At 70.7% G+C, this 26,209-nt stretch carries 35 protein-coding genes and 1 pseudogene; 30 read left to right on the top strand and 6 right to left on the bottom strand.

Translation table 11 applies throughout. The annotated features are described in order from the left end of the window. Positions 1-5: 5 nt before the first annotated feature. The 4 genes from ACZ4XJ_RS34455 to ACZ4XJ_RS34440 form a co-directional block, all read right to left on the bottom strand. The gene (locus ACZ4XJ_RS34455; protein WP_468498508.1) at positions 6-575 is read right to left on the bottom strand and encodes a phosphotransferase-like protein; all 570 of its coding nucleotides are present in this window, start codon (positions 573-575) and stop codon (positions 6-8) included. After that, positions 572-1,609, bottom strand: a complete 1,038-nt coding sequence (locus ACZ4XJ_RS34450) for an AAA family ATPase (RefSeq protein WP_468498507.1) — start codon at positions 1,607-1,609, stop codon at positions 572-574. The genes ACZ4XJ_RS34455 and ACZ4XJ_RS34450 overlap by 4 nt, the downstream gene beginning before the upstream one ends. A 199-nt stretch (positions 1,610-1,808) precedes the next feature. Then, positions 1,809-3,062, bottom strand: coding sequence for a helix-turn-helix domain-containing protein (locus ACZ4XJ_RS34445; protein ID WP_468498506.1), 1,254 nt, complete (start codon positions 3,060-3,062; stop codon positions 1,809-1,811). Continuing rightward, positions 3,059-3,418, bottom strand: coding sequence for a putative quinol monooxygenase (locus ACZ4XJ_RS34440; protein ID WP_385585320.1), 360 nt, complete (start codon positions 3,416-3,418; stop codon positions 3,059-3,061). Before ACZ4XJ_RS34440 ends, ACZ4XJ_RS34445 begins: the two co-directional genes overlap by 4 nt. A 189-nt stretch (positions 3,419-3,607) precedes the next feature. Between ACZ4XJ_RS34440 and ACZ4XJ_RS34435 the strand changes: the two genes are divergently transcribed. From ACZ4XJ_RS34435 to ACZ4XJ_RS34290, 30 genes and pseudogenes are all read left to right on the top strand, one after another. Further along, positions 3,608-3,988 carry a hypothetical protein gene (locus tag ACZ4XJ_RS34435; RefSeq protein ID WP_468498505.1) on the top strand — a complete coding sequence of 127 codons (381 nt, stop codon included), beginning with the start codon at positions 3,608-3,610 and terminating at the stop codon, positions 3,986-3,988. A 610-nt stretch (positions 3,989-4,598) separates the two neighbouring features. Beyond that, positions 4,599-5,384 (top strand): hypothetical protein, encoded by a 786-nt coding sequence (locus tag ACZ4XJ_RS34430; protein WP_468498504.1) that lies wholly within the window; start codon positions 4,599-4,601, stop codon positions 5,382-5,384. Between the two features lie 225 nt (positions 5,385-5,609). Beyond that, positions 5,610-5,867, top strand: coding sequence for a WhiB family transcriptional regulator (locus tag ACZ4XJ_RS34425; protein WP_468498503.1), 258 nt, complete (start codon positions 5,610-5,612; stop codon positions 5,865-5,867). A 257-nt stretch (positions 5,868-6,124) separates the two neighbouring features. After that, positions 6,125-6,328, top strand: coding sequence for a hypothetical protein (locus tag ACZ4XJ_RS34420; RefSeq protein WP_468498502.1), 204 nt, complete (start codon positions 6,125-6,127; stop codon positions 6,326-6,328). A gap of 126 nt (positions 6,329-6,454) precedes the next feature. Next, positions 6,455-6,916, top strand: a complete 462-nt coding sequence (locus ACZ4XJ_RS34415) for a hypothetical protein (protein WP_468498501.1) — start codon at positions 6,455-6,457, stop codon at positions 6,914-6,916. Further along, positions 6,916-9,060: a hypothetical protein gene (locus ACZ4XJ_RS34410; protein WP_468498500.1), complete on the top strand. Its 2,145-nt coding sequence runs from the start codon at positions 6,916-6,918 to the stop codon at positions 9,058-9,060. The genes ACZ4XJ_RS34415 and ACZ4XJ_RS34410 overlap by 1 nt, the downstream gene beginning before the upstream one ends. Before the next feature lie 169 nt (positions 9,061-9,229). Further along, positions 9,230-10,726 carry a hypothetical protein gene (locus ACZ4XJ_RS34405; RefSeq protein ID WP_468498499.1) on the top strand — a complete coding sequence of 499 codons (1,497 nt, stop codon included), beginning with the start codon at positions 9,230-9,232 and terminating at the stop codon, positions 10,724-10,726. Continuing rightward, positions 10,723-10,905 (top strand): hypothetical protein, encoded by a 183-nt coding sequence (locus ACZ4XJ_RS34400; protein WP_468498498.1) that lies wholly within the window; start codon positions 10,723-10,725, stop codon positions 10,903-10,905. The genes ACZ4XJ_RS34405 and ACZ4XJ_RS34400 overlap by 4 nt, the downstream gene beginning before the upstream one ends. Positions 10,906-11,056: 151 nt before the next feature. Beyond that, positions 11,057-11,560, top strand: a complete 504-nt coding sequence (locus ACZ4XJ_RS34395) for a hypothetical protein (RefSeq protein WP_468498497.1) — start codon at positions 11,057-11,059, stop codon at positions 11,558-11,560. Then, positions 11,547-11,984: an RRQRL motif-containing zinc-binding protein gene (locus ACZ4XJ_RS34390; RefSeq protein WP_468498496.1), complete on the top strand. Its 438-nt coding sequence runs from the start codon at positions 11,547-11,549 to the stop codon at positions 11,982-11,984. Before ACZ4XJ_RS34395 ends, ACZ4XJ_RS34390 begins: the two co-directional genes overlap by 14 nt. A 127-nt stretch (positions 11,985-12,111) precedes the next feature. After that, a complete protein-coding gene (locus ACZ4XJ_RS34385; RefSeq protein WP_468498495.1) occupies positions 12,112-12,255 on the top strand; it encodes a hypothetical protein in 144 nt (47 codons plus the stop codon). Further along, positions 12,252-12,851 (top strand): hypothetical protein, encoded by a 600-nt coding sequence (locus ACZ4XJ_RS34380; RefSeq protein ID WP_468498494.1) that lies wholly within the window; start codon positions 12,252-12,254, stop codon positions 12,849-12,851. The genes ACZ4XJ_RS34385 and ACZ4XJ_RS34380 overlap by 4 nt, the downstream gene beginning before the upstream one ends. A 98-nt stretch (positions 12,852-12,949) precedes the next feature. Next, a complete protein-coding gene (locus ACZ4XJ_RS34375) occupies positions 12,950-13,414 on the top strand; it encodes a Pycsar system effector family protein (protein WP_468498493.1) in 465 nt (154 codons plus the stop codon). Further along, the gene (locus ACZ4XJ_RS34370; protein WP_468498492.1) at positions 13,411-13,551 is read left to right on the top strand and encodes a hypothetical protein; all 141 of its coding nucleotides are present in this window, start codon (positions 13,411-13,413) and stop codon (positions 13,549-13,551) included. Before ACZ4XJ_RS34375 ends, ACZ4XJ_RS34370 begins: the two co-directional genes overlap by 4 nt. Before the next feature lie 2 nt (positions 13,552-13,553). Beyond that, the gene (locus ACZ4XJ_RS34365) at positions 13,554-14,105 is read left to right on the top strand and encodes a hypothetical protein (protein ID WP_468498491.1); all 552 of its coding nucleotides are present in this window, start codon (positions 13,554-13,556) and stop codon (positions 14,103-14,105) included. 108 nt (positions 14,106-14,213) lie between these two features. Beyond that, positions 14,214-14,594 carry a hypothetical protein gene (locus ACZ4XJ_RS34360; RefSeq protein ID WP_468498490.1) on the top strand — a complete coding sequence of 127 codons (381 nt, stop codon included), beginning with the start codon at positions 14,214-14,216 and terminating at the stop codon, positions 14,592-14,594. Positions 14,595-14,693: 99 nt separating this feature from the next. Further along, positions 14,694-15,395 (top strand): hypothetical protein, encoded by a 702-nt coding sequence (locus ACZ4XJ_RS34355; RefSeq protein ID WP_468498489.1) that lies wholly within the window; start codon positions 14,694-14,696, stop codon positions 15,393-15,395. Between the two features lie 97 nt (positions 15,396-15,492). Further along, the gene (locus ACZ4XJ_RS34350; protein ID WP_468498488.1) at positions 15,493-16,062 is read left to right on the top strand and encodes a hypothetical protein; all 570 of its coding nucleotides are present in this window, start codon (positions 15,493-15,495) and stop codon (positions 16,060-16,062) included. Positions 16,063-16,148: 86 nt separating this feature from the next. Next, the gene (locus ACZ4XJ_RS34345) at positions 16,149-16,721 is read left to right on the top strand and encodes a hypothetical protein (RefSeq protein ID WP_468498487.1); all 573 of its coding nucleotides are present in this window, start codon (positions 16,149-16,151) and stop codon (positions 16,719-16,721) included. Next, complete coding sequence (locus ACZ4XJ_RS34340) at positions 16,721-17,233, top strand: AAA family ATPase (protein WP_468498486.1); 513 nt, start codon at positions 16,721-16,723, stop codon at positions 17,231-17,233. Before ACZ4XJ_RS34345 ends, ACZ4XJ_RS34340 begins: the two co-directional genes overlap by 1 nt. Before the next feature lie 38 nt (positions 17,234-17,271). Further along, positions 17,272-17,880, top strand: a complete 609-nt coding sequence (locus ACZ4XJ_RS34335; RefSeq protein ID WP_468498485.1) for a hypothetical protein — start codon at positions 17,272-17,274, stop codon at positions 17,878-17,880. Between the two features lie 274 nt (positions 17,881-18,154). Beyond that, positions 18,155-18,568, top strand: a complete 414-nt coding sequence (locus tag ACZ4XJ_RS34330) for an NUDIX domain-containing protein (protein WP_468498484.1) — start codon at positions 18,155-18,157, stop codon at positions 18,566-18,568. Between the two features lie 104 nt (positions 18,569-18,672). Beyond that, the gene (locus ACZ4XJ_RS34325; RefSeq protein ID WP_468498483.1) at positions 18,673-18,975 is read left to right on the top strand and encodes a hypothetical protein; all 303 of its coding nucleotides are present in this window, start codon (positions 18,673-18,675) and stop codon (positions 18,973-18,975) included. Positions 18,976-19,063: 88 nt separating this feature from the next. Beyond that, positions 19,064-19,744 carry a GGDEF domain-containing protein gene (locus ACZ4XJ_RS34320; protein WP_468498482.1) on the top strand — a complete coding sequence of 227 codons (681 nt, stop codon included), beginning with the start codon at positions 19,064-19,066 and terminating at the stop codon, positions 19,742-19,744. Next, a pseudogene (locus tag ACZ4XJ_RS34315) lies at positions 19,741-20,198 on the top strand (hypothetical protein). Before ACZ4XJ_RS34320 ends, ACZ4XJ_RS34315 begins: the two are co-directional and overlap by 4 nt. Then, positions 20,195-20,755, top strand: coding sequence for a WhiB family transcriptional regulator (locus ACZ4XJ_RS34310; protein ID WP_468498481.1), 561 nt, complete (start codon positions 20,195-20,197; stop codon positions 20,753-20,755). Before ACZ4XJ_RS34315 ends, ACZ4XJ_RS34310 begins: the two are co-directional and overlap by 4 nt. Continuing rightward, complete coding sequence (locus ACZ4XJ_RS34305) at positions 20,755-21,597, top strand: Lsr2 family DNA-binding protein (protein ID WP_468498480.1); 843 nt, start codon at positions 20,755-20,757, stop codon at positions 21,595-21,597. Before ACZ4XJ_RS34310 ends, ACZ4XJ_RS34305 begins: the two co-directional genes overlap by 1 nt. 2 nt (positions 21,598-21,599) lie before the next feature. Continuing rightward, positions 21,600-22,091, top strand: coding sequence for a hypothetical protein (locus ACZ4XJ_RS34300; protein ID WP_468498479.1), 492 nt, complete (start codon positions 21,600-21,602; stop codon positions 22,089-22,091). 7 nt (positions 22,092-22,098) lie between these two features. Beyond that, positions 22,099-22,815 carry a hypothetical protein gene (locus ACZ4XJ_RS34295; RefSeq protein ID WP_468498478.1) on the top strand — a complete coding sequence of 239 codons (717 nt, stop codon included), beginning with the start codon at positions 22,099-22,101 and terminating at the stop codon, positions 22,813-22,815. Positions 22,816-22,878: 63 nt separating this feature from the next. After that, complete coding sequence (locus ACZ4XJ_RS34290; protein WP_468498477.1) at positions 22,879-23,475, top strand: hypothetical protein; 597 nt, start codon at positions 22,879-22,881, stop codon at positions 23,473-23,475. Positions 23,476-23,877: 402 nt separating this feature from the next. On the opposite strand, the gene ACZ4XJ_RS34285 is transcribed toward ACZ4XJ_RS34290, so the two are convergent. Together ACZ4XJ_RS34285 and ACZ4XJ_RS34280 are read right to left on the bottom strand one after the other, a co-directional pair. Beyond that, complete coding sequence (locus ACZ4XJ_RS34285) at positions 23,878-24,945, bottom strand: ParB/RepB/Spo0J family partition protein (protein WP_468498476.1); 1,068 nt, start codon at positions 24,943-24,945, stop codon at positions 23,878-23,880. Continuing rightward, a complete protein-coding gene (locus ACZ4XJ_RS34280) occupies positions 24,942-26,087 on the bottom strand; it encodes a ParA family protein (protein ID WP_366148961.1) in 1,146 nt (381 codons plus the stop codon). Before ACZ4XJ_RS34280 ends, ACZ4XJ_RS34285 begins: the two co-directional genes overlap by 4 nt. Positions 26,088-26,209 lie beyond the last annotated feature (122 nt).

The raw sequence follows: 26,209 nt of genomic DNA, 5'->3' as shown, positions 1-26,209 counted from the left end.
CGCGCTCATGCCGTCGCCGCTCCTGCCCGCTGCGCCAGCAGCTGGTCGATGAGCCGCGCCGCGTCCTGCGGGGCCACCGCCGTGGTGTCGACGGTCAGGTCCCAGGCCGTACCCGGGTGCGCGTCCAGGTCCTCGCGGGTCGCGTCCCATGCCGCCAGGCGCGCCGCGGTGTCGCTGTCGCCCCGCCCCGCCGACCGCTGCTCGGTCACCTCGCGCGGGCACCACAGCAGCACCACAGACCAGTCGGCCGGGTAATCGTCGACCAGCGCGCGGATGCCGTCGATCTGCCCAAGGTGCACCACGGGCACCCCGGCCGCGAACGCCGTGTCGACGCCGGGCCGGTCGATCACGTACGTGTTGCCGTACCGCGCGTTCGCGTAGACCACGCCTCCCGCGGCCTCCAGCTCGTGCAGCTGTTCCGGTGTACCCATCCGGTAGCCAGCGGCCTTACCCGTCCCCACCTTGAGCCGCGCGAACTGCGCGTACCTCGAGTGCAGCGTCGTGAGCGCGCTGGTGACGGTGTCCTTGCCCGAGGCTGGCGGCCCGTACAGGATCACGCCCTGCTTAGCGGTCATGCGGACATCGCCCCCATCGCCTGGCGAGCCTGATCCGCGAGCGTCACCGCGGTCCCCAGCCGGTTGTCCACCACCAGGTGCGGCACCGCCGGGCGCAGCTCCAGGTCGATCGTCGCCATGTACTCCTCCCACCGCGTGAGCTTCCACGCGTCCCGAGCCGCAGAACGGAATTGGATGTACTCGCGCATCGACTCCTCGTCGCAGCGCACCCACACGGGGAAGACATCGACTCCCATCGCCCCGGCCCGGTTGGCCAGGCGCTGCATCCAGGCCGGGTCGGTCATCTCGGCAATGAACGGCGCGGAGAGCACCGTGGAGATGCCGCAGCGGATGTTGGCCATGGCCGACTGCATCAGGCAGTCGTACTCCACTGGCCGTACCTTCTCGCGGTAGAGATCGGTGTGCCGGTCGTTTGCGTCGCCGCCCAACGCGACCAGGAGGCGCTCCACGAGGGGGCGGGTCAGCGGGTCCTTGTCGAGCAGGGGCCAGCCGGTGAGCTGAACGAAGAAGCGGGCGAGCTCGGTCTTGCCGCTGCCGGCGAAGCCGCCGACCAGGATGAGTACGGGGCGGTGCGGGTCGCCGCCCGTGTGCCGGCGCTTCCATGCGTCGATGATTCGCTGCTGCAGATCGAAGTGGTCAGCCTCGTCGGAGCCCGGCGCAATGCGATGAATGGCGCGCTCAACAGCCAAAACGTGCGATCCGTTAAGGCGGTCGTCCAGCGGCGTGAGCTTGAAGGAGGACTCCTCACCCGGCAGGGCATTGCGGAACCCCAAGTCGGGTTCCGTGGCCCGGTAGAGGAGGCAGTAGGCGCGCCGGTAGTGGGGACCGGGGAAGACCTCGCCCTGTTCGTGTTGCCACAGGGTCTGAGGATTCGCGGCGGGGATGCCCTTGAGCTTGGCCTGCTCGGCAACCGCCCGGAGGCGCTCGCCGGCCTTCTCCAGGGTCAGGCCGTGGGCCTCGCGTTGCTCTCGAAGCCGGTCCGGCCTCCACCCTGCTCGCTGCTTCCCCACCCTCTGCCCCTCCGTCATTGTCATGGCCGCGAGCCTAGAGCTCGGGCCCCAAATCCCATGTGTACGTGGATGTTGAAAACCCGTGAACGGAAGTGTGCACGGGCTTCGACAAGCCTCTGTGATGTTCCATCTCTGCCGCCGCCGGTGTGATTGCCCCCACACACAACGACGCGGTTGGCGGGGGTGCAGACCAGTGGCTATCGACCATCACAGCGGATCCGAACTAGTCCAAGGCGGCCGCCCTTTCAGCGAGTTCGAGCAGTTCACGCGATGCGTTCGGACCTGCCACCAAGACGAGCTCGCGGATGGCTGCGCGGGCGGCCTGGTGGGTCTGGATGATCTCGGGAGCGATGGTCTCAGCGTCCAGCAGGCAGCGGAGAGCCTCGCCGCCGTGGCGCCTCTGCGCGTGGGCGCGGCCCAAGTCCATCAGGAGTCGGCCCTGGCGCTCGGGCGAGAGTTCGGTGGCGTCGATGGTGAGGCCGATGTCCAGTGCTTCGCCAGCGTCGCCCAGATCCACGGCGGTGCTGACGGCCTGGATCTCGACGTTGACCGGGCCGAACTCCAGGTTGAAGTCGTTGCGGTTCTCACCGAGCTGCGCGGCGATGGCGCGGGCCTTGGCGATTTCCTCCTTGGCTTCGGTCCGCGCGCTGGCACGGGCTCGGACGAGTGCCAGGGCCAGGTGGAGGGAGCCGAGGACGGACAAGGATTCCGGCGACTGGCTGCTCTGCTCTCCCAGCGCGTCGATCGCGGTCTGGGCAGCATGTTCGGCCTGTCCGAGGCTGTGCAGACGCACGAACGCCTGCACCATGCGGAACACGCTGGCGCAGACGTGCAGAGGGTCACCGGACCGTTCGGCTGCGAGGACCGCGCGGTCGGCGGCTACCCAGGCGGCATCTGCCTCGTCCTGTCGCACGAACGCCGCGGACAGGGCCTGGTAGGCCCGGGACAGCAGCAGGTACAGCTCGCCCTGGTGCTCGCCGGAATCAGTCCGGACCGTGCGCTCCAGCTCGGGGAGCAACTGCACCGCAAGGGTGCTCACCTGCGCCAGGTGACCGGCGTGGGTCAGGTCCCAGAGGTCATCGACGTCGCTCTGCAGAAGGTCAAGGGCTCGCTTCGGTCCGGAGTCGTCCGCGTCGGCCAGCAGAGTCTGAAGTGCAGGGTGGCCGGACAGCAGCCGGCGGGTCTCGTCCAGATCGTTGGAGAGCGACTGGGCGGTGGGTGCCTGTGATGGCCCGTCTGCCGGAACGCCGGGACGCAGCTGCTGGACGGACACACTCAGCTCGTCCGCGATCTGTTGGAGCAGGTCCATTCGCTGGACCGGCTGCACACCGCGTTCGACCTGGGAGAGCCAGCTGCTGGTCTTCCCGAGCGCTGCCGCGAACTCGGCTTGTGTGCGTTTCCGTTCCTTCCGGAATTTCTGGACACGCTGCCCGAAGGCCCGATCCTGCGGATCGACGTCCTTGCCGCTCGGCTTCACGACTGCTCCGTTCCGGGGCGCTTGCTCAGAGCCTCCAGCTCGTTGAGGAACGTCACTTCGACGTTGCTCAGGAGCTCCTCCCGGGCCGCGAGAAAGCGCTGGGTGTGGGCCTGGTCTTCGTGTGCCTGGAACGCGTCGCGGTCGGCGTACAGCTCGTAGAAGACCCGCACCAGGGGCTCGTCCACCGGGGTGTGCACCGCGTAGACGAGCGTGCCGGCCTCGGTCCGGATCCCCTCGATGGTCTGGGCGACCAGGTCGTCGAACTGCAGGGCTGCCGAGGTGTCTCGGAGGGTGAAGCGCACCACGAGTGCGTATCCGCTGGTCACGAAGTCGTCCTCTCCATGTCGCGTAAGCATGCACACATTCTCACACCTAAAGTCATGGTGCTATGTCGCAATCAAAGTATTGACTCGCACTTACAGTGCTAATACTGTCCTAGGTGTTCCACCCCGCAAGGGATGGACCGCCAGAAGGCGCTTATTTGGCCTGCTCAAACGCACCTGACCCGCTTCTGCGCGGGCTCCTACCGAAGGGAGCACCACCCCATGAACACCACCCGCCGCCCCGCCGCCAGCCTCGCCACCGAGACCTTCGACGCGGAGACGCTCGCGCTCCTCAAAGCGGTCGAGGTGCCGCTCCCCGACTTCGCCGACATCGACGTGGACGTCGCCTTCGGCACGCCGCTCGAGATGTACGCCGCCGGCCCCCTGCCCCACGAGCGGCTGGACGGCCTGGACATCACCGCCGCCATCGCCGCGATCGAGGCCCGCGAGAACCGCATGCTCGCCGCCCGCGACATCACCGCCACCGACCCGACCGCCACCGACCTCGTCCGTGAGCGCCTGGTCGACGTGCTCCTCCCCTACGCCGCGCAGCTGCGCATCACGAGGGCGGCCGCCGCGGCGCCCCTGCCGCTCGCGGCCTGACCCTCCCCGCACCACGCCGGGTCTTCGGACCCGGCTCCTTCACCCGGAACCGCCCCTGGCGGCGCCGGATGTGGGAGCCGAAAGCGGCCCCGACACCATCCGCCCGGACCTGAACGCGAAAGCGGGATGGAAAGGAAGCGGCCGGTCCTTGAGAACTCAACAGCGTGATCCACCACCGCAGTCCCGGCCGTGACCACACCGGCCGGGGGTGAGTGGAAACCCGTCGTGTGGCGCCATTACCCCTGGTGATGGCAGTCGGCACGTGCGATGACCCATCAGGCGCTGCAGTTTGGCGGCCTGGAGGCGGTAACACCCGCCAGGTGCTCATTACTGATGGAGAGCCCGGAGGGCTGACATCCACACGACGTAAAAGAACGACGCGACACGCTCCCAGACCCTCGGCAGCCGGTCCCGGCCGAGGCGAGGAGCCGCGTCGGGACTGAGGGCACCTCGCCTCCCTCCAGCTCAACAAGGCGAGCAGCGCGGCGGCAGAGGTCGCGCCCCCTGTTTTTGCAGCCCCGCGTTGCCCAGTCGCCCGCCGCCCGGCCTTCGGGTCGGTCGGTGGGCGGTGGAGAGCGCGGAGGAGCAGCCGTACATCAGCAGCTCATACGTGCCCGACCAAGCAGCCTCCACGAAGGAGATCGACATGCCGCTCGGATACAGCTTCCGGATCACCCCGGAAGAGCTGACGGAGATTCTCGCTCGCCTCCAGCCGTACCTTCCGAAGTACCTGAAGAAGATCGACGCCAAGGGACACAGCCTCCGCTTCGAGTTCGAGCCGTTCACTGGCCGTGAGGGGGAGCCGTGGTCGCCCTCCACCCTCGAGGATCCGAAGCTCTCCTGGGTGCTGGAGTCGGACGACGAGGCGGAGCACCTCCTCCGGGAGAAGGCCCGGGTCGTCCTGGACAACCTGTACGAGGACGCCCGGCGGGAATGGAAGGACGCGGCCTACGTCGCGGACCTGAAGACGACGGTCAAGGACGCCGGCGCCCGCTGGAAGACCTACCAGCACGAGGCCAAGGCCCTGGACACGGCGTACGAATACCTCCGCACCCCCGACGCCGCGTCGGAGTGGCCGTCGGCGCTCTCACGTCTGATCGACGCTCAGGACCGCACCAAGGCCGCGGCCGTCGCGTTCGACGAGCGAGGCCTGGAGATCGCCCGAGTCCACAACAAGCACCTCTACGCCGACCTGGGCCACGACGACGCGCTGGCGGCCGCCGGCTTCCCGGAGGCCAAGGACTGGCCCGTCGCGGACGCCGACCACTACGACCGGATCCACTACAGCGCCTGGGACCACCCCCCATTGGAAGAGCGGGTCCGGCGCCTGGTCGAGGAGCAGAACGCCCACGTCGCCAAGGTAGGCCGACTGTCCGGCTCGATCGCCGGCCACTAAGACGAGGGACCACGGCGGTCCCCACCAGCTCAACCGGTGGGGGCGGCCGTGGCTGCTCGTACGACAGCCGAAACGACGACAGCCCCAGGGGGCCATCCCTGGGGCTGTCTGACGGACCTATTTGGAGGCCCGGATGTACGACAACAGCATCGCACGCACCAACGGCGACTCCGACACCGACATGGACGAGGCCCTGCGCCGCGTCCGGCAGGGGAAGTGAGCGCCGTGGACTGGCGACACCACGCGGCCTGTCGAGAGACCGACCCTGAACTCTTCTTCCCGATCGGCAACACCGGCCCCGCGCTCCTGCAGATCGAGGAGGCCAAGGCCGTCTGCCGCCGCCGCTGCCCCGTCATGGAGCAGTGCCTCCAGTGGGCGCTGGACACCAACCAGAACGACGGTGTCTGGGGCGGCCTGTCCGAGGACGAGCGCCGCGCGATGAAGCGCCGGGCCGCCCGCAACCGGGCCCGCTCCGCTGCCTGATCCCTGAACTGCTACCGGAAGTAGGAGACATGAAGTTCCTCTACCTGCTCGGCATGACCGGCCCGCTCATCGTCATCGCCGCGGTGCTCCTGACCCGCTGACCCACACGCCGCGCTTCCTACGTTGCCCAGTCGCCACCGGCCCGCCCCGCGCGGTCCGGTGGCGGTGGAGAGCGAAGGAGCACCCGCTTCCCCCGCTCGGCTCGGCCCTCGCGGCTGGAGAGCACTTCCCCGACTCCCCCGTCCCTGGAGGACCTCATGATCAGCATCCCCGTGTTCCTGCTCGCCGGCGGCGCGACCTGGCTGTTCTGGCGCGCCGACATCCGGGCCGGCGTCCTGATCGCCGCAATCGTCTGCGGCTACGCCCTGGCCACCTCCCCGCTGTCCGGCGCAATCGACGGACTCGGCAACGGCATCTCGGTGGCGGTCGAGAACGCGAACGGCAACGCCGCCAGCAACTGACGGTCCTGCCGCTTGCCCGTGGCTCCGCGCCCTCCTGGTGCGGGCCCGCGGGGAGGTGACAGCCCCCGATCCGTACGACTCCCGACCCGCCAACCCGACTCCCACCCCGGAAGGACCCACCCCGACATGAGCGACAGCGACAGCGGCGAGAAGCTCGGCTCGAACCTCTCGGAGCTCATCAAGCAGCTGGAGAAGATCGAGTTCACCAGCGACCGCGACCTCTACCAGTACGCCCGGATCCTGCGGGCGATCGGCCTCGAGCTCCACATGCGGATCGGCATGGACGCGGACATGGTCGGCGCGATCCTCTCCCAGTACAAGGGCAAGTGGTACACGTTCGGCGTCCAGTCCAAGATCCGCGCGAAGCTGGTGTCCGCGCACCTCAAGGGCGGCGCCGCCGCCGCGAAGGTCCTCGGACTGTCCGGCGTGAAGATGTACGCCTCCTTCGTCAAGCACTACATCCAGCCCGAGATCGAGGCGGAGCGGAAGGCGCGCGAGGGCAAGGGCGCGAAGAAGCCCGGATTCTCCATCGGCGACAAGCCCAGGGGCGGCGCCGGCCGTCCGGGCGAGACCGGAAGGGCAGCGTGATGGCTCGCCGCATCTCCTCCCGCGCGAAGAAGATCGACACCCGTACCGAAGAGGAGCAGGAGTCCTCGAAGAAGGCATGGGTCACCTACGGCGGACCGTGGGGCATCAACATCGGCGGCTGCATCGTCGCCGAGACCGCCCACGTACTCCTCGCCACCACCCCGGCCTCCCTGGCGCTCGCCGCGCTCGGACTGGCCGGCACCGGCGCGGCCCTGGCCAAGTTCATCAACCACATGGACCACAAGGCCAAGCGCGACAAGGACGTCCGCTACCTCCACCAGGTCAACGCGGTCGCCACCACGGCCGGCGTCACCCTGGGCACCGTGGTGGGCCTGGAGTCCGGCGCCTCGCTGGGCGCCTGGATGCTCGCCGGGTCCGGCCTGTGCATCGCCAACCACCTCTGGTCGGCGCTGTACAAGAGGGGCTCGGGCGAGAAGGCCGACGGCAAGTGGGCCAAGCTCGAATCCGAGATCGGCCTGGCCAAGCACGAGCTGAAGGAAGCCCAGTCCAACGGCAAGGGCACGGTCGTCGCCAAGATCGAGGCGAAGGACGGGGCGACGGCGGACGAGTTCGCCCGCCGTATCCCCGCCATGACCTCCGCGCTCAAGCTCGGGCAGGGCCGCATCACCCACACCGTCGACGACGACGACGCCTCGCTGATCACCATGCGGGTCCAGGTCGCCGACCTCCTCAAGGAGGGCTTCGCCTGGCCCGGCCCGAGCGCGTTCGGCGCCGGGTTCGGTGACCTGCCGATCAACCTCGGACGGTATGAGGACGGCGAGACGCTCAAGCTCAACCTGCCCGGCATCCTCAACGACTTCCAGGAGGTCGAGGGCGGCCAGAACGTCGAGCACTGCGTCGCCCAGGGCGTCAACGGCGCGGGCAAGACGGTCGGCAACTCGATCATCGTGACCGAGGCCGCCACCCGCACCGAGGTGTCCGTCATCGTCATCAACTGCTCGAAGTTCATGCAGGACTACGGGCACGTCCGGCACGCCGCCGACATGGTCATCACCACCGAGAAGGACGCCCGCCGGTTCTTCAAGCAGATGCACACGGTCATCAAGGCCCGCGGCGAGTACCTCGCGGCCAAGGGCCTGGCCAAGTGGAAGCCGGGCTGCGGCCTGAACTTCCTGCTGATCATCGGTGAGGAGGCCGCCGACTTCGCCGACGGCGAGGCGTACGGCAAGGTGCTGCGCACCCTGCGCTCCACCGGCGGCTGGTTCCTCTCCTCCATCCAGCGCGCCACGCACGACCAGATGGACACCACGGCGCGCTCCAACCACCCCGCCGGTATGGCCTACGGCCTCTCCGACGGGGCGGAAGCCCAGTACGTCCTGCCGCCCGAGGCGATCGACGCCGGCGCCTTCCCCGGCTGGGCGAACAGGAAGCCCGGCTACCTGTACACGGCCGGGATGGGCATCGCCGAAGACCGCTGGGCGGTGACCGCCCGCACCTACAACGCCGACCGCCCCACCCTGGCGGCCGCCGTCACCGCGGGCATGAACGTGCGCACCCCCATGGACGCCACGACCGCTGAGGCGTTCGGCGCGCTGTGGACGAACCGCACCTTCTACACCACCCCGCTCCTGGAGGGCGACGCCGACGGAACCGGCGCCTTCCCCCAGCAGCCGGCCGTCCCCGCTGCCCCGGCGGCGGACACGGACTCCGAGTACGACGCCGACGACGAGTACGAGGAGGACGAGGACGTGGAGATCGACCCGGACCTGCTCGCGAAGGAGACCGAGGACTTGGACGAGGAACTGCGCCGGATCCTGGAGGCCGACCCCGAGCCCGGCGCGTACGACCACCTCAGCGTGGAGAACGACATCGAGGCGCCGGCCCCCGACGCCCCGGTCTTCCAGCTGCCCGGCGCCGTGGCCGACGAGGACAAGCTCTCCCCCGAGGACACCAAGGACGCCATCTTCGCTCGCCTGGATTCCTGGGTGCGCGAAGGCAAAGACAGCTTCGAGCCCAAGGAGCTCAACGACCTCTGGATGCGGGTTAACAAGAAGGGCGCCCGCGACTGGTGGAACCGCCTCAAGAAGCAGCTCCTGGACGACGGCGTCATCGCCAAGGACGAGACCGAGGAGGGCTACGGATCGTACGACCTGATCCGCTCCCCGCTCGAAAACGACAACTAAGAGTCACCAACCCGGGAGGGGCCGCACACCGCACAGCGCACTGTGCGATCCCTCCCTCCCTCTAGGGACTTTCCAGTGTGCAAGCCCGCACACAGGTGATTGATCCCGGTTTGCACCCTGTGCAGTGTGCGCCGCACACTCCCCCCGCACACTACGGAAGGTAATCACAATGAGCGCCCCGACCGCGCCCCGGCCGACGCAGGCCGGGCCGCCCAGGAGCCCCGCCCCCGTCAGCGCCGACGGCGCCGCCAAGGCCAAGAAGTCCATCGCCAAGCTGGACGAGGTCCTGGCCATGGTCACCAGAGCGCTCCTCACCCTCGGTGGGGGCGCTTTGATCTTCACTTGTGTGAATGTTACCCTCTTCGGCATCTCCCACGAGATCCCCTGGTACATCGCCTGGATGCTGGACCCGCTGGCCAGCCTCGCCCTGATCACCGTCCTGTACGTCGACGGTGTCCTCGCGGAACACGGCGGTGACTACAAGCCCGGCGGCTGGCCGTTCCTGCTGCGCTGGACCGCCGGCCTCTCCACCTGGGTGATGAACTGCTGGACCTCGCTCTACCCCGACGGCCACTTCCACTTCGTCCCGCAGAAGCCGGACGCCGGCGGAATCCTGCTCCACTCCGTCGCCCCGGCCCTGCTGATCCTGCTCGCGGAAGCCGCCACCGGCTACCGCAAGTACGCCACCCGGCGCCGCGGCGAACTCGCCGCGATCATCGCGCGATTCGAGACCGCGAAGATCGCGGAACGAGAGGCCGCCGAAAACCGAGCCCGCGAGAAGGAAGAACGCGAGGCCGCCGACAAGCGCGCGGAGGCAGAACGCGAGGCCGCTGCGAAGCGCGAGAAGGAAGAACGCGAGGCCGCCCGGCTCGAACGCGAGGAAATCGCGAGGCTCGAAAACGAGCGGCGCACCGCAGAAAACGAGGCGGCCGACCGCACCCGCCGCGCAGAAATCGAGGCAGACCGCGAGCGGCTCGCCCTGGCCGAACGCACCGCAGAAATCGAGACGACCCGCCTCAAGACCGAGGCAGACATCGAGGACCGGCGGCGCCGCGAGCAGTGGGAGCTGGAGCAGGCCGAACGCGACCGTGAAGCCGTCCGCAAGGCCGAGATCGTCAAGGCAGAAGCCCAGGCAGAGGCGCTGCGCAAGGAAGCCGAAGCCGCAGCGGAGGCGGTGCGCAAGGAGGCCGACGCCGCTGCGGAAGCCGAGCGGATCAAGGCCGAAGCCGAAGCCCGCGCACTGGAAGAGGCCGAGAAGATCAAGCGGCAGCGCGCCCTGGAGCGGGCCGCCGCCAAGACTCGCGGAACCTCGGAAAGTGGCATCGCCCGCGCCTCGATCTCTTCGGGCCGCACCTCGGAAAGTGGAGTCGCGCTCAGCGCGGTGCCCGCCCTGACCGCCTCGGAAAACGCCGGTCGCATCCCTCGCGAAGTGCGCGAGAAGCAGCGTGACGAAGCCGAGCGGTACATCGCGAAGTGCTCGCTGTCCGGCATCGCACCGGACCTGGAGCGCCTCGCGAACGAGTACGACAAGGGCGAGACGTGGGTCGGAGACCGCGTCCGCGCCGCCAAGAAGCGCCTCGCGGAAGAGGACGGATTCGAGGAGTCCGTCATCGCCGACGCCCTGGACGTCTTCGAGGACGACAACGACAGCGCCGGTGCGGCATGACCCACCGACCCGACGACGAGGAAGAGGACACCGTGGACACGGACATCGAGTTCGACTTCACCCACCTGGGCACCGAGCCGGTCCCCCTGCTCCCCAAGGCCGGCCCCGAGCACCCGCCGACGATCCTGCTGCGCCGGGACGAGCTGCTGCCGACGCGGTGGCGCCACCTCACCGACTGAGCGGCGCACCCACCGAGCTTCGACGGCTCCACTGGCCTCCGGGGATGAAGAAAGCACCCCCGGAGGCCGGTGAAGAGGCCGAAGCCTCCCCGGGCGATCTCACGCCAAATGACATTCGCCCGACCTCCCCAAGCAGAGGAGAGACCCCATCATGCCGTCTTACGGCGAGCAGCCCCAGCCCACCTACTACCCGACCCCGCTGCCGCCCCAGTACGGGCAGACGCAGGCCCCCGCGTACGGGCAGCACGTCGTCCCGATCCCCCAGGGCGCGGTCGTCTACCCGCCGACCGCCGGCCTGGACGGCGTCGTGGTGATGCCCGGCCCGAACGGCCACCCGGTCGCGTACTACACGGCGCCGCCCGCCCCGGCTCCGCAGCCCTACATTCCCCCGCTCCTGGTGAAGGCGGCGCTGGTCGCGGTCATCCTCGGAATCGCCGGGGTCGGCGTGTACTTCCTGGCCGCCGCTCTGCTGGAGCTCGCCAAGGCACTCGCCATCCTGGCCGGCCTCGGCCTGGGCGGCTTCGTCGTGCTCAAGATGCTCGTCACCGGCCCCGGCAGCGGGAAGGGCGGCTCGATCAACGTGACCGCCCGGGGCCGCGCCAAGGTGCAGGTCCACACCGGCCGCGGACACAACCGAGGCCGTGGCCGCCGCTGAACCGGCGTCCCCGCCGGCCGTCCGGGACGTCGACGTCTACGCCGACCCCACCGGCGCCCTCCCCATGCACCGCTGGAGGCAGGCCCCGAAAGGGCTCGCGACCAGGCGGCAGTTGCGGGAGAAGCGCTTACGGCCCGGCGGCCAGGACCCGGTCGCGGTCATCGAATGCCGGGGCGGCAAGCGCAGGGCCTGGCTGTACGAGATCGCCAAGGCCAAGCCAATCCGGCCGATGACCTTCGCCAAGGAAGTCGCCCTCGACAAGGCGATGGCCGCCCGGCAGACCTGCCCGAAATGCTCGCGCCGGTACTACCACTGCCTCCCTTTGCGCACCCTCGGCTCGTGCGTGGAGTGCCACGACGGCACCCCGGCCGCGCCCGGCAGCTACATGCACCACACCGTCGGCCACCTGGCCGCCGCAGCATGACCGTTCACCCCTGACGGCTGCCTGATCCACCCGTACCGCGCATCGCGGCCCGGGTGGTGAAGGGGAGCCGGGCAGCCGGCCCCGCGCACCCGACCTGTCCCCTCGTGTCCTGGGAGCCCACCTCTTGATGGCGAAGAAGCCGCCCACCGTGATCGGCGCCCTCACCACGCCCGCCCCGCCCACCTGGCGGAAGGCCCACCGCCACCAGGTCGCCCTCAGCGTCACCCCGTCCGCGACGCCGTCGACCACCGCGAAGGAGAACCACCGGTGAGTGAGCCCGACCAGCCCCACGAGCCCGACCCCACCGTCCCGCCGCTGGACACCATCCCCGACAGCCAGCGCATCCCGCCGCCCCGGCGGCCCGCCCCGCCCCGGCCGCAGCCGATCAAGTCGAGCGACGACGTCCCGCCCGCCGCCATCGCGGCGATAGGGGTCCTCGGCCTCATCGCCGTGATCCTCGCCCTCAAGTGGGGGCTGCCGAAGGGGATCGACTGGGCGCACCGCCAGGACTGGGCGTGGGCCACCCAGTGGCTCGCCACCGTCACCGACCCGGTGCACGCCTACCTGACCGCACACACGGTCAGCCTGCCGCTGACGGCGACCAGCGCATTCGTCATCTGGCAGGGCGTCGGTGCCGCCTCCCTGGTCCTGTCCTGGCTCACCGGCGCCGTCGGCGCCCGGCTGACCTGGGTGGCACACGGCGTCTGCTCGGTCCTGATGGTGTGGGACGCTTCCCCTACCGCCGGCCGTCCCGTCGCCGCGGCCCTGGCCGTTCTCGCCTGGACGATCGGCTCCTTCTTCGCGCTGCGCGGCCTGTCCCTGCGCCCGCGCATCAACATCCACACCCACAACCACCCCGCCCGCTGAAGGATCTGGCGGCTGCCTGATCCACCCGCCCCGCGACCTGCGGGCCGGGTGGTGAAGGGGAGCCGGACAGCCCGGCCCGGACAACCCGGGAGACGCCCGTGACCACAGCCCCCGCCACGACCGACCGGAACCTGGACGCCGCCTGCACCACCGTCTCCGGCGAGATCGCCCGCACCGACAGCAAGGCCAGCCTGCTGCTCGCGTTCGACGGCGCGGTCCTCGCCGGTCTGGCCAGCGTCGCCGACAAGGACCTGCCGCTGTTCACCCAGGCCGTCGGCGGCCTAGCCGCGCTAGCCCTGGCCGCCGCGGCTGTCTTACTCCTCCTGGTCGTCCGCCCCTGCCTGACCGTGCCCGGCCGCGCCGCCGCCGGGACGTTCCCGCAATGGGCGCGTATGGAGGAGACCGTTCTGCAGGAGTCGATGACCGAGGACACCCGCCCCGCCCGAATCAAGGCGCTGTCCATCCTCGCGGTCCGCAAGTACCAGCGCCTGGCCCGCGCGGTCGACGTCATCCTCACCGCGCTTGCCCTGCTGGCCATCGCGGCGATCGGAGCGCTGGCGTGAACAGCTTCCAGCAGGTCGCCGCGACGCTCGTCTTCCTCTCCAGCATCGCGGCCGCGCTCGCCAGTCCGTTCGTCATCATCGCCGCCCGCCGCACCGCCGCCCGCATCCACGCCCAGTCCGACCAGAAGGAGCAGTAGCCATGGCCTTCACCCTGTTCGCCCGCCACCCCGAGCCCGTCGAAGCGCCGGCCCCCGAGCCGTGGCCCGAGATCGGCGAGACCTGGCAGCCCGAGGGCGTCACCGTCGTCGAGCGGTACTACAACCTCGGCAACGCGGTCGTGCTCGTCTTCCGCAGCGCCGGGTACCACGTGGTGTCCTGCCTCGGCTGCCACTACCAGGCGACCGCGTACCGGAAGCGCCACATCAGCCCGCTCACCCTGGAGCAGGCGGCCGAACTCGCCAACGCCCACGCGGCCGGCTGCCGGGCGCTGCCCCGCGAGATCCCCGCCCGCCGCGACGACGAGTCCGCCCGAGACCTGCTGCGCACCCTCGTCCGCGGCCTGCGCTGCCGGGACGAGGGCCCGCGTTTGTGCCTGTACCACCTCGACACCCACCGCCTGAGCCTCCAGCGGACCAACGAGTGGATCGTGGGCGAACTGGAGCGTCTGGCCGACGACGAACCCGCGGTCCTGAAGGTCTCGGTCACCCAGTGGGGCACGGAGTTCTACCTGCAGAAGCTCCCCGAGAGCTGACCGGCCGCTCTCCGTGCGGTCCCGCCCGCCGCGCGTCGGCGGCCGGGACCGCGCGGTGTCCGCCCGGTCAGCCGAGACCGGACGACCGGCCCTCCCCCGGAGGTCCCCGTGTCCCTCGCCCGCCGCACTCTCCTGGACGCCGCCGCCACCCGCTTCGGATGGCGCCGCGCCTACGGCGACACCCTCCAGGTCGACGCGCTGCTGAACGAGCAGACCGAGACCGCGTACACCGCCGCCGCCGACCACGCGGCCCAAGCCACCGCGAAGAACGCCGACGTCCTGCACGTGCAGCCCGGCGTCCTGGACGTCCGCGGCCGCGTCCTCGCCGACGTCCTCTACCTCGAGGGCGTCCTGACCGGTGCCCGCAACAGGGACCTGGCCCCCGAGCTCATCGAGCGCCTGGAGGACGCCGTCGACCACGGCCACGAGCTCGCCGTGCTCCTCGCGGACACCGTCCGCACCACCGCCGCGCTCCATGCGGCCAGCTGAGCGCCCGGGGCGGCCGCAGGCATCCAACCCGGCCGCCCCGGAGGAGCAGTACCCCTCCCCCTCCCAGAGCGCACTGACAGAAGAAGGAGCCCCATCATCATGACCGCAACCCTGCGCCAGACGGCCACCAGCGTCGCCAACTCGGCGATCGAGGGAGCCAGCATGGCCACCGCCCTGATCGGCGGCGCCGCCGGTGCCTACCTCGGCTACCAGCTCTCCCCCACCACCTGGACCGAGGGAACCCGCGTCCTGCTCGCCGGGGCGGTCGCCGTCGTCGGCGCCGTCGCCATCGACGGCCTTGCCGAACTCGTCCTCGCCCCGCTGCGCCGCCTGATGCGCACCCGCAGCTCGCTGCCCTCAACCCGCCGGACGGCCCCGGCCCCGGCCGCCACGCTGGACAAGGCCCTCGCCCAGGTCGTCACCGCGACCGAGGAGGACGCCGCGAACCGCGCCGCCAGCGCCGCCTTCCGCATCGACGACGGTGACAACTTCCTGCGCAGCGAGGACCGGTGGCGTGGTTACGAGGACGGCGAGGCGTCCTTCTACCTCGCCCCCGGAGTGGTGCTCCACCACCGCGCTGACGTGGGCAAGTACGGCCGCAAGCACCACTTCACGCTGCTGACCGGCGACGGCGAGCAGCCGGGGGCCATCACCGGCATGGAGCAGATCCGCCACCACCTCGCCGCCCGCGCCGCCGGCCTCCCCGCCATCCCGGCGACCGTCGCCACCGAGGACGGAGACGACGAGCACAAGGTCGCGATCACCGAGCTCGACAACCATCTCAAGGCCCTCGGAGCCTGACGGGCTACCCGTTCCGCCCCGGCCCTCCCCGGCCGGGGCGGTGCGGTGGCCAATCAGCCCACCCCAACTCCCCGCTACCGAGAGGACCGCATCGACCATGCCCGCGACCAAGAGCAGGCCCTCCCAGCTCAGCGTGCTGCGCTACGGCGCCTTCGTCTCCCGCACCGCCGAACAGCGCGTCGTCTCCTACGCGCCGACCGTGCGCAACGCGGTCCACGACCACTTCGGCCGCCGCCCGCTGGGTGCGGTCACGATCATCCTGACCAAGCCGCGCCTGCTGCTCGGGCTCGCCGGCCAGGCGCAGGGCGAGGCCGCCGGCGTCCCGGAGAACGTGTGGAAGTCCACCGGCGTCCAGCAGAGCATCATCGGCAAGCCCCACACCTTCCGCGTCGCCACCGTGATCGCCCCCAAGGGCGCCATGTGGCTGCTGCTCAGCGCCCCGAAGATGCGTGACCCCAAGCAGCTCAAGCTGAGCCTGCTGCGCGGCTTCGTCGAGGTCGACCAGCTGATCCGCTCCGGCGCCCGCGAGCGCCGTGTCGCCTGGGTCCGGCACGAAATGAACGTGACGCCGCTCAGCAAGCGGCAGGCCAACAAGCTCCAGGCGCAGATCCTCGCCGACGTGGACGAAGCCGAGCGCATCACTGCGGAGCTCGCCCGGCGCCTGTGATCTGACGTGCCGCCGTGCTGCCCCGGCCTCTCCGGCCGGGACGGTGCGGGGGCACGTCAGCCCGCAGTCACCGTCAGGAGCCGCCCATGCCCCCTCCCGCCGCGCACGCCCCCGACCGCTTCATCGCGGTCGTCGCTGAGATCGTCGGAAGCGAGTGGAGTCCGCCCAGCGTCCCCAACTGGCCGGTGAACTTCACCCGCACGGCCGCCGACCGCGCCCTCACCGTCTACCCGGACCGGAAGAACAGCCGGATCATCTTCACCACCGCGTCCCTCGCCGCCCCCGACCGGCGGGGACACGCGAAGTACACGCCCGACCTGGCAGGCCACGACGGCATCGACGCCTGGCTCGCCGACGGCGACCTGGACGACGCCGCCGATGCCCTCGCCGTGGTCTTGCGGCGGCTGATCGACCAGCCGCTGCCCGAGCCGGTCGCCCCGCACCCCGACCCGGTCGGCCGGGAGCTGGAACAACTCGCCAAGCACGCCCAGGAGCTGGCCCGGCTCACGGCCCGCTTCGCCGCCGGCCTCATCTGCGGCGAGCCCGTCGCGGACGCGGCCAGCCGGATCCGCGCCCTTGCCGAGCAGACCGAGCAGAGCGCCACGCGCGTGGACGAGCTGCGCGGCCCGGCCCCCACCCACACTGTCGGACGGATCTGATGGAGGACCTGCTGAACCTCCCCGCCGGCGCCCTCTGCGCCCTGGTCGGCCCGCCCGGCAGCGGCAAGTCGACCTTCGCCGCCCGCTACCCGGACAGCTGGCGCGTGTGCCTGGATGTCTACCGACGCCTGGCCACCGACTCCGAGGCTGACCAGTCCGCGACCCCGGTCGCCGCCGAGATCCAGGGCCTGCTCCTGGACGCCCGGCTCTCCCGGGGATTGAACGTCCTGGTGGACTCCACTAACACGTTCGCCCACGTCAGGGCTGGCCTGCTCGCCCGCGCCCGCTACTGGCAGAGGCCCGCCGTCGCCGTCCTGTTCGACGTCCCGCTGCCAACGGTGGAGGCACAGAACGCCGGACGCGACCGGGTAGTCCCGCTGCACGTCGTGCGCGAGCACCACCAGCTGCTGCCCGACGCCGACCAGCTCCACCGCGAGGGCTTCGCCGTGGTGCACCTGATCTCCGAGCTCCTGGCCACGTCCGGCGCCCTGCGCCGTGGCACCCGCCGCTGACCCCACCCACCTGCACGGTCCCGACCTGAAGGAACTCCATGGCACGCAGCGTCCGGCCCCTCGTCCACTACATCGCGACCCGCCCCGACGGCACCGTCCCGCCCACCACCCCCCACCTCGCCGCGTACTACAGCGGCCTGGGCGAGACCATCCCGACCGTCAACCTCGCCGACCACATCGGCGAGACCGTCGACCACCCCAGCCCCGGCAAGAAGTGGTACACCGACAAGCCGTTCTCGTACTTCCACATGTACACCCGGCCCGGCGAGATCCTGGAGCGCCTGGAGGAGCGCTGGCCGGTGCGGCTGTGGGAGGTCGAGCCGCTCGGTGAGACCGGCAACTGGGGCAACGACTTCGCCCCGTACTGGCTCATGTCCCACCAGATCCGCGTCGTCAGGGAGGTCGAGGCGTGGCGTGCGTTCGGGCACCGCGGCATGCAGGTCCTGGCGGTCCTCGCGCAGCTGCCCGACCTCGCCCGGCAGTGGGCCGAAGAGTGGGCCGCCGACCCCCGAGGGCACGCGCCGCACGTACAAGGCGTGGGAGGAGCGGGTGGACGACACCCGGGCGCTGACCTCCTGGGCGTTCTGGCGGGCGCGGTACTCCCGGCGCGAAGCGGGCCTGCAGACGGCCAATCAGCTCGCCGGTGACACCGCCGCACAGGCCGCAACCGACGCCGGCGCTGATCCTCACGCCGTCGCCCTGATCCAGCTGCGGGCCCGCTGCCTGGTTGCCGGTCAGCTCATGTTCGACCGGATCCGCACCGGCGAGTACGAGCAGTCGATCCGCGGCCTGCTGCTCGGTGCCGGACTCGACACCCCGGCCCCTGTCCCGGCCTGACCACCCCGTCGACGTTCTCCGCGGCGCCCCGGCCCACCGGCCGGGGCGGCTTCCTTCATCCTCTTCGAGACCAGGAGACATCTAGTGATCACCGACACCACCGACGAGACGATCCGCTACACCGCCGACGTTGTCCTGCTCGCCGCCGGCCACGTCCTGCTGATCGAGCGGGGCTGGGACCCGTTCAAGAGCCGGTGGGCCCTGCCCGGCGGCCACGTGGACACAGGAGAGACCAGCCTGGACGCCTCCGCGCGCGAGCTGGAGGAGGAGACCGGCATCACCGTCCCGGCCGTCGACCTCCGGCAGGTGGGCGCCTTCGATGCTCCTGGCCGTGACCCGCGCGGCCGGTACGTCAGCGTCGCCTACACGGCCACCCTGCCCGCGCTGGTCGAGCCGACGGCCGGGGACGACGCCACCGCCGCCCGCTGGTGGCCCCTGGCCGCGCTTCCCGACCTCGCGTTCGACCACGCCGAGATCGTGGCGGCCGCGAACCGCTGATCCCTTCCCGCGCGAGCGCGGCGTTCCTCCGTGCCGCCCCGGCCTCACCAGCCGGGGCGGTCGCGGTGTTCCGCCACGACCAGCGACAGGAAGGAGAGGGCGTCATGCAGCACCTGGAGTTCTACGAGGTTGACGTCCCGATACACGACACCAGCCGGGCGCAGCACGGTGTGCACGTCTTCACCGGCAAGGCGTCCTCGGTCGACGAGGCCCTGATCCGCGCCCACCAGGTCTACGACGCGGCGTTCGCCGCGCGGCAGGCCGGGCTCGAGGTCCCCGGGCAGCAGGACGGCGGCTGGGGAGCGCGCGGGGTCCGCGACGGCTGGGAGCTGGACTGGGCGGCGGCGAAGGCCGGCCCCTGGTCCAACCCGAACAGCTGGACCCGCAAGAAGCTCTACGAGCTGTAGCTACGCCCCGGAGCAGGCGCACTAGGCGTCGAAACCGTCGCCTGCCCCGGGCCACCCATCCCGTACTAGACGAGAGGGAGGAACCAGTATGGCCTCCACCGTGCGCGTACAGGCCCCGATCGGGCAACGCGCTCTCTTCCTCACCACGTTCGCCGTGCCGCTGACCGGCTGGACCGTGCACGCGGTCAGCCTGCACCGCAAGCTTGCCGCCGCCCGCCGCGACCCGCTCACCGGGCTGCTCGGGCGCGACGGCTACACGGCCAAGGCCCGGCAGATCACCGACCGGTACGGCGCCGCCGCCTTGGTCGTCCTGGTGGACCTGGACCACTTCAAGCAGATCAACGACGGGCCCGGCGGGCACGCCGCCGGCGACCGCGTTCTGGCCGCCACCGCGACCCGGCTCACCGCCTGGGCGGGCAGCCGCGAGGCAGTCGGCAGGCTCGGAGGGGACGAGTTCGCGGTCGCGGTCCGGATCGGACCCGCCCGCCGCGAGCTCCGCCTCGCCCAACTCACGCAGATGCTCGCGCAGCCCGTCCAGGTCGAGGACGGCGCCTTGGTCGACGTCGCCGCCTCCGTCGGCGCCGCCTCCCCCGACGTCCTCGGCACGACGGACCTGGGTCTGCTCCAGCGGGCCGCCGACGCCGCGATGTACGCGGGCAAGCACACCGGCCGCGCCGTCCTCGCCGGACCGCAGCACGCCACGGTGCCCTCCATCAACGGCCGCCGCGCCGGACGGCCGGGCACCAGCACCCTGGGGCGGGCGGCATGAGCCAGACCACCACCGCCGACCCGGGCACCTGGATCCGGGGCATCACGATCCGCCAGCCCTGGACGACCTGCATCCTGGCCCGGAAGGACGTGGAGAACCGCCCGGCCGCCTGGTCCTGGCGCGGCTGGTGCTGCTGCACGCCGGACAGGCCACCGAGCGGACGCCGATGCGCGACTCGCTGGTCGCCACCGCGATCCGCGGCCGCGCCCTGCACACCCGGGCCGTCATCGGCGTCGCCCGCCTCACCGACTGCCACCAGGACGCCGGCGGCACCCCGCCGTGCTCGCGGTGGGCGCAGCCCGACGCCTTCCACCTGGTCCTCTCCGACGTCCACGAACTCGCGCTGCCGATCCCGTGGCTGCACGGACAGCTCGGACCGTGGCGCCCACCGCAGGACCTCGTGGACCAGGTCCTCCTCCAGCTCCCCCACCTCGCTCCGGAGGGCACCTCATGAGCGGCAACCGCACCGGCGTCCCGCAGTCGCCGACGTTCATCGCGGCCGACGACCGCATCCCCTTCCCCGAGACCGATGACCAGGTCCTGCGCTGCCGTACGCGCCCGGACCTGTTCTCGATCGAGGACATCTCCACCGACGAAGACCCCCGCGCCCGGGAGAAGGCGCTCGTCAAGGTCAAGCACGCCTGCTCCGGCTGCCCGATCGTCAAGGGCTGCCTGAAGTGGGCGCTGGCCAACCCCGGCCTGACCAAGACCGGAGTGTGGGCGGCGACCACCGCCCGCGACCGCACGCAGCTGCGCAAGGAGCTCGTGGCGCGGCTCGGTGAGGACTGGGTCGGCGTGGTGGCCGAACAGGACCGGCTCCGGCGGGAGCGGGCACGCGCGGCGCGCGTCGTGCCACCGAGCGCCCGCGAACTGGCCCTCGCCCGCCTGGAACTGGAGGGCATCCCCACCCGGCCCGCACCGTACAACCGCTGGAAGGAACCCATCACCCCGGCGCAGGCTGCGTCCAACCTGCGCGTGCTGGCGCTGGTCGCCAGCGGCAAGGCCGCGTGATGTTCACCGACTGGACCGAGGCCCTCGAAGCCGAATCGATCCCCCTGAACCCGAACCCGGCGCAGCAGCTCGCCGCCGCAGCCCGCATCACCGCTCGCAGCTCCCGCGACAAGGACGACATGGCGTTGCTCCTGGACGCCCTCGGGCTGCCCACCGACACCTACACCCTCACCGCCCTGCTCCCCCTCATCCCGGAACCCGGAGACGCACCCACCATGACGAACACCCCCGCCGCCCCGGCCCTGTCCGCACACGAGGCCATGGCGATCTCCATGCACAACAACGGCGACACCGAGCAGACCATCCGCGAGGCCACCGGCCTGAGCGAGACCGAGCTCAGCGACCTCATCGCCGACCGGGTCCTCGGACTGCCCCGCCCGGCCGCCGCCTCCCCGGTCATCGACGTCCCGGTCATCGCGCTGCCCGTCACCAACACGGTCCAGAAGCTGCTCGACTGGGCGGGCGCGCACCCGGCCGCCGGAGTCCGCAGCCGCGCCGCCCGCATCACCGCCGACCTCGCCGAGCTGTCCGAGCGCCGCGACAGCGAGGCCGCGCAGCGCGAGGCCGAAGCGAAGGTCGCCAAGGCCAAGGCCGAACTGGAGAAGGCGCAGGAGGAGCTGCGCACCGTGAAGGCCGGCACCCGCACCACCACCACGGCCGCCGCCGCGCCCACCCCGATCCGGGCGGGCCTGGGCAGCGGCCGCACCCGGGAGGAGCTCGCCACCATCAGGACGTGGGCGCGCGAGCACGGCCACCAGGTCGCCGATCAGGGCATGGTGCCCAAGCGGGTCCTGGAGGCGTACGACGCCGCGCGCCAGGCGCCGGTCCGGAAGGCCGGCTGACCGTGGCCGACGACGCGATAGCCCTGGACGGCTTCCTGGACGAGGAGACTGTGCCCGGCGACGTGCACGGCAGCACGGCCCGGTTCCGCCTCACCGTCTCCCCCACGGACGAGCGCACGGACGAGATGATCCTGCCCTGCAGCGTCGCCGACTCCGAGCTGGCACACGCGGTCATCCACGACCTGGTCCCGGGCGACAAGCTCCGCGTCACCGGCTACCTCCGGCTGCCCCGCACGCCGGACGAGCCGATGTGGCTGGCCGTCAACACGCTCGCCGTGCTGGAGACCGCGCCGGAGCTGTCCGACCTGGCCGCCGTCGCCACGGCCGTCATTGAGAGGTATGGCCCGTACGTCTGCTGGTTCGACGCCGAGGACTCCGGTGAGATCCCGGTGTGGACCGAAGCGGGGGTCTGGGTCGGCACCGCCGGTGACCCGAGCGCGCTGGACGAACTGATCGAGGCGTTCGAGCAGCGCCAGGCCGCCGGCGGTGAGTGACCCGGCCGTGCCCATCCGTCCCGAGAACCTGCACCGCTACCCGCGCGACTGGAACGAGATCAGCGCACGGATCCGGTTCGTGAGGGCGGGCGGCCGCTGCGAGTGCACGGGCCACTGCGGCCTGATGCACCCCGGCGGCCGCTGCCCCGCCATCCACGAGGAGATCCACCCCGACACCGGGTCCGTGGTCGGCCTCACCACCGCCCACCTCAACCACACCCCCGAAGACGTACGAGAGACGAACCTGCTCGCCGCCTGCCAGCTCTGTCACCTACGGATCGACCATGGCCACCACCGGGCCACCCGCTCGATCACCCTCGCCGCCCGCGCGGCCGCCGCCGGACAGCTCGGACTCCTCCCCGAGACCACGCTCACCCGCACCGAGCCGCCCACCCCGCCGCGCCCCACCCGGAGCCCCGCCCGTACGGCCGCGCTCCACCAGCTGCCCTTCCCGGAACCCGAACAGGAGCCCATGCCCATGGCCCGCATCACCGTCAAAATCGCAGCGCTCCACCCGGACGGAACCGAATGCACCCACGCGGTCACCTCCACCGGCAAGCCCCGCGACGCCGCCTCCGGCTGCACCGGGCGCCGCAGCTACTCCGTGGTGTGCAGCTCCTGCGGCCCGGTCGGCGATCCGCGCAACCTGCGGGTCCTCGCCGAGCCGACGCAGAGCGCGCACCGCGACCACCACCGGGCCGCGCTCACCCCGGCCCCCCACTGACCCCAACCGCCTCGGCCGCCGGGACCACCACGGTCCCGGCGGCCCCGTCGAAACCGAAGGCCGATGCCCACCACCGTCTTCGACCAGTTCACCCGCCGCACCGCCGACATCACCACCCAGCTCACAACCCTCGGCATCCCGCTCACCGCGCCAGCCCCGCCGCCCGCCGCCGCCGACCCGACCGACCCGTGGGCCAGCAGCTACGCCGTCCCGGTCGACCGCTCCAACCTCGCCTGGTGCACCGCCGTCCAGATGCTCGCCGACCACCACGACACCGGCATCGACCGCCAGGTCCTCGCCGCCGACGCCCTGCTGCGCGAGCTCGGAGTCCGCAGCCTCGCCCAGCTCCACTCAGACCTCCACTACGGCGCCCCCGTCGACTACCGCTTCACCCGCTGCCCGTACTGCTCCGGCATCGGTGAGGACCCCACCCGGCCGGACTGCCACGACGTCGGCTGCGCGCCGTGGCACGAGTTCGACGGCCACGAGCACCTGTGCCCGGTCTGCCAGGGCGACGACTATCAGCCCCAATGGGTCGCCGAAGAGCACATGACCGAGCTCGAGGAACTGCTCGCCGCCGCCATCGAGGAGGACGAAAAGCGCGCATCGCTCCGCTACTGGATCCCGACGCTGCTGCGCCGCCGGACGGCGCGCACGTGACGGCCCGCTTCCGCAGATGCGGACACGGCAGCGGGCCGATGCACCCCGGTGACCAGAAAGCCGTCGCGGAGTTCACCGCGATGCTTGCCGCGCGGCAGAGACCGGCCCCCTGGACCGGACGCGGCGACGTCGCCGTACGGATCGGCGAGCGCAGCCCGCAGAGCAGCCAGCAGCCATCTGATCCGAAAGGCTGAGCAAGAGCTAAGGGCCCGTACTCCACGCACGCGCGTGGAGTACGGGCCCTTCTGTGCGTTCAGTCCAGGCCCCTAGCGTCGGGCCCACGCGTTGCCTCGCGAGACCTGCAGTGATAACGCCGTTATCAGTGCAGGCAGTGGAGCTCATTAGCTCGGCCTGGCGCGCGCTGGCCACGGGAGTGGTCAGCGCGGACTGATAACGGCGTTATCAGTCGTCGTTGCCTTCGGTGTCCTTCGCCGGGCTCCCGGACAGGGCGTCATAGAGCCGCTGGAACAAGATCTCCTGTTGTTCCACACCCATCTTCTCCAGGACGAGGTCGGCAACGCCGTTACCGTCGTGCCACGGGACTCTCTGAATCCGACGCATGTCCACCAAGATGGCGCCGGCTTCCTGCTCGACAGCCGGATCCTTGATAACGCCGTTATCAGTGGAGGCGCTGATCTGGCCGCCATCAGAGGGTGTCGGAGCCGCACTTGCTGTGGGCCGGCTGCGGCGTTCCTTGCGAGCTGCGGGCACCTCCGCGCGCCGTGCGTCTGCCGCCGTGCGCTGCTCGCTGTGGCTGAGCTTCGCCAACCCGCGTACTTGCTCGACCGTGCGCCGGCCTTCTACAAGGTCGGCTTGAAGGTCGGGCGCCAGCGCGATCAGCGAAATCCGCTGTGACACGTACGGCTGCGTGAGGCCCAAGCGCTTAGCGACCTTGTGCTGCGAGCCGTAGTGCTGGACCAGCCGCTGGAGAGCGTGGGCTTCCTCCAGCTCGGTGAGGTCCTCACGCTGAGCGTTCGCGACGAAGGCAGCTTCAAGGAGCGACTCGTCCGTGGCCGCGAAGGCGTCGTTGACGGTGACCTTGAGCTTGGAGAATCCAGCCTCACGCGCCGCAGCCAGTCGGCGGTGCCCGTCCACGACGACGTACTGGGCGCCCGGCTCCAGCTCACCCTCTCGTGTGGGGCGACCCTTGAGGTAGGCGTCGACGCTGGCCACAGTGATCGCTGTCACCTGGCCGACTTCCCTCAGGCTGCCGACCAAGCCTTCGAGGTCGCCGAGGACCTCACGCGGGTTCTCGGGGTTGGCGCTGACGAGCTCCAGTGCCAGTTCGGACGGGATCGTCTGCCCGGACAGCCGCTGTTGCTGCTGCTCCTCCCACTCCCGCATCTCCTTCTCGCGGGGGTCCTCGTCGACAGCACCGGAAATGCCGTAGTGCGCCAAGATCTCGTTGCGTGACGGACCGGCAGTCTCAACGGCGCCTGCGTAGCGGGGGACAGAGTCCTTCTTGCTCACGCCGCCAGCTCCTTCGCCAAGGTCCGCAGACCGTTCGACAAGGAGCAGTCAGGCTCCCATTCAAGCAGCGGCGTCTGGCGGTCCTGGGCGTCTCGCTGCTCCTTGAGGTCAGGGAACACAGCCAGGACGCCAGGGGTCGACCGCTCCTCCCACTCCTCACGCCTTATCTGAACGGAGGCACCACGGCGACCGTCGTAGGCGTTGACCACAAAACCGACCTCGTCCACCTGGATGCGCGCGAGTTTCTCCAACTGCTGACGCTGCGCGTTGAAGAGGTCGTACGCCTCGAAGCTCGGAAGGTCCGCCCACACCGGCATCAGCACGCCGGAACGATCTGCGAGCTCACCTTCGCGGCGCTGGACGTAGTGCATGCCGATGTCCATGGCGAGGCCCAGGCTCGGAGGGCCATCGAGGATGACGATGTCGTAGTCCTTCTCGACCGGCTCCAGCGCACGAGCCAGCGACTCCTCGCGGCCGGCGCGCATCGTGCTCATCACGGCGTCGAATAGGAAGGCGTCGTTGCACGCGGGGAGCAGGTGCAGGCGTTCTCCGAAGCGAGCCTGGGGAAGGGCCACGATGGAGCGCCGGATGTGCTTGGTTGCCTTCCCCAGCATGTGCTCGAGCAGACTGCCGCCGCTGTCCATGGCGATGAGCTTCTCGCCCAGTCGCCGAGTGAGGTGGCCCTGCGGGTCGTAGTCCACCAGGAGTACTCGCAGACCCAGCTCGGCGAGTGCCTGTGCCAGGCCCCCGGCCAGGAAAGTCTTGCCGACGCCGCCCTTCTGGAGGGCGACAAGAAGGCGCCTAAGCACGCGGGGCCGCGGGGGGAGTGCTGGCTGGTCGCTGCTGATCCACAGCGACAGGGCCTGCGCGATGCCCTGTACCTTCGTCAGCTCACGCCGCTCACACTCTGCGTAGAACTGTGCAACGCCTCCGGTGGGGAGCCATGTACCCCACGACTTGGCGTCCTTGACCTCTATAGCCGGCGCATCCGGCGTTTGACGCCAGAGGTCGAGCGCCTGCCCGGTGGCTTCGGAGATGTTCAGGCCACGTCCGGCGGAGACGCTCCGCAGACGCATGCGCAGCTCTGCAGTGAGGTTGACGTTTAGTTTTTCGTTCTCGGAGTCGCTGTTCCCTGCGGTCATGAAGGCAACTTACCAGTGACGAAACGCGTAGCGGGCTTGGGAAGTGGCGGTTCGTCCAAGTTTGTTGTTGCCTCAAGAGCGGCAGGCCAGTCGGCCCTGTGGCTTGAGGTGCCCGCCGAGCC

Source organism: Streptomyces sp. NPDC029836 (assembly GCF_055574495.1).
This window is presented reverse-complemented; position numbering and strand designations above follow the sequence as displayed.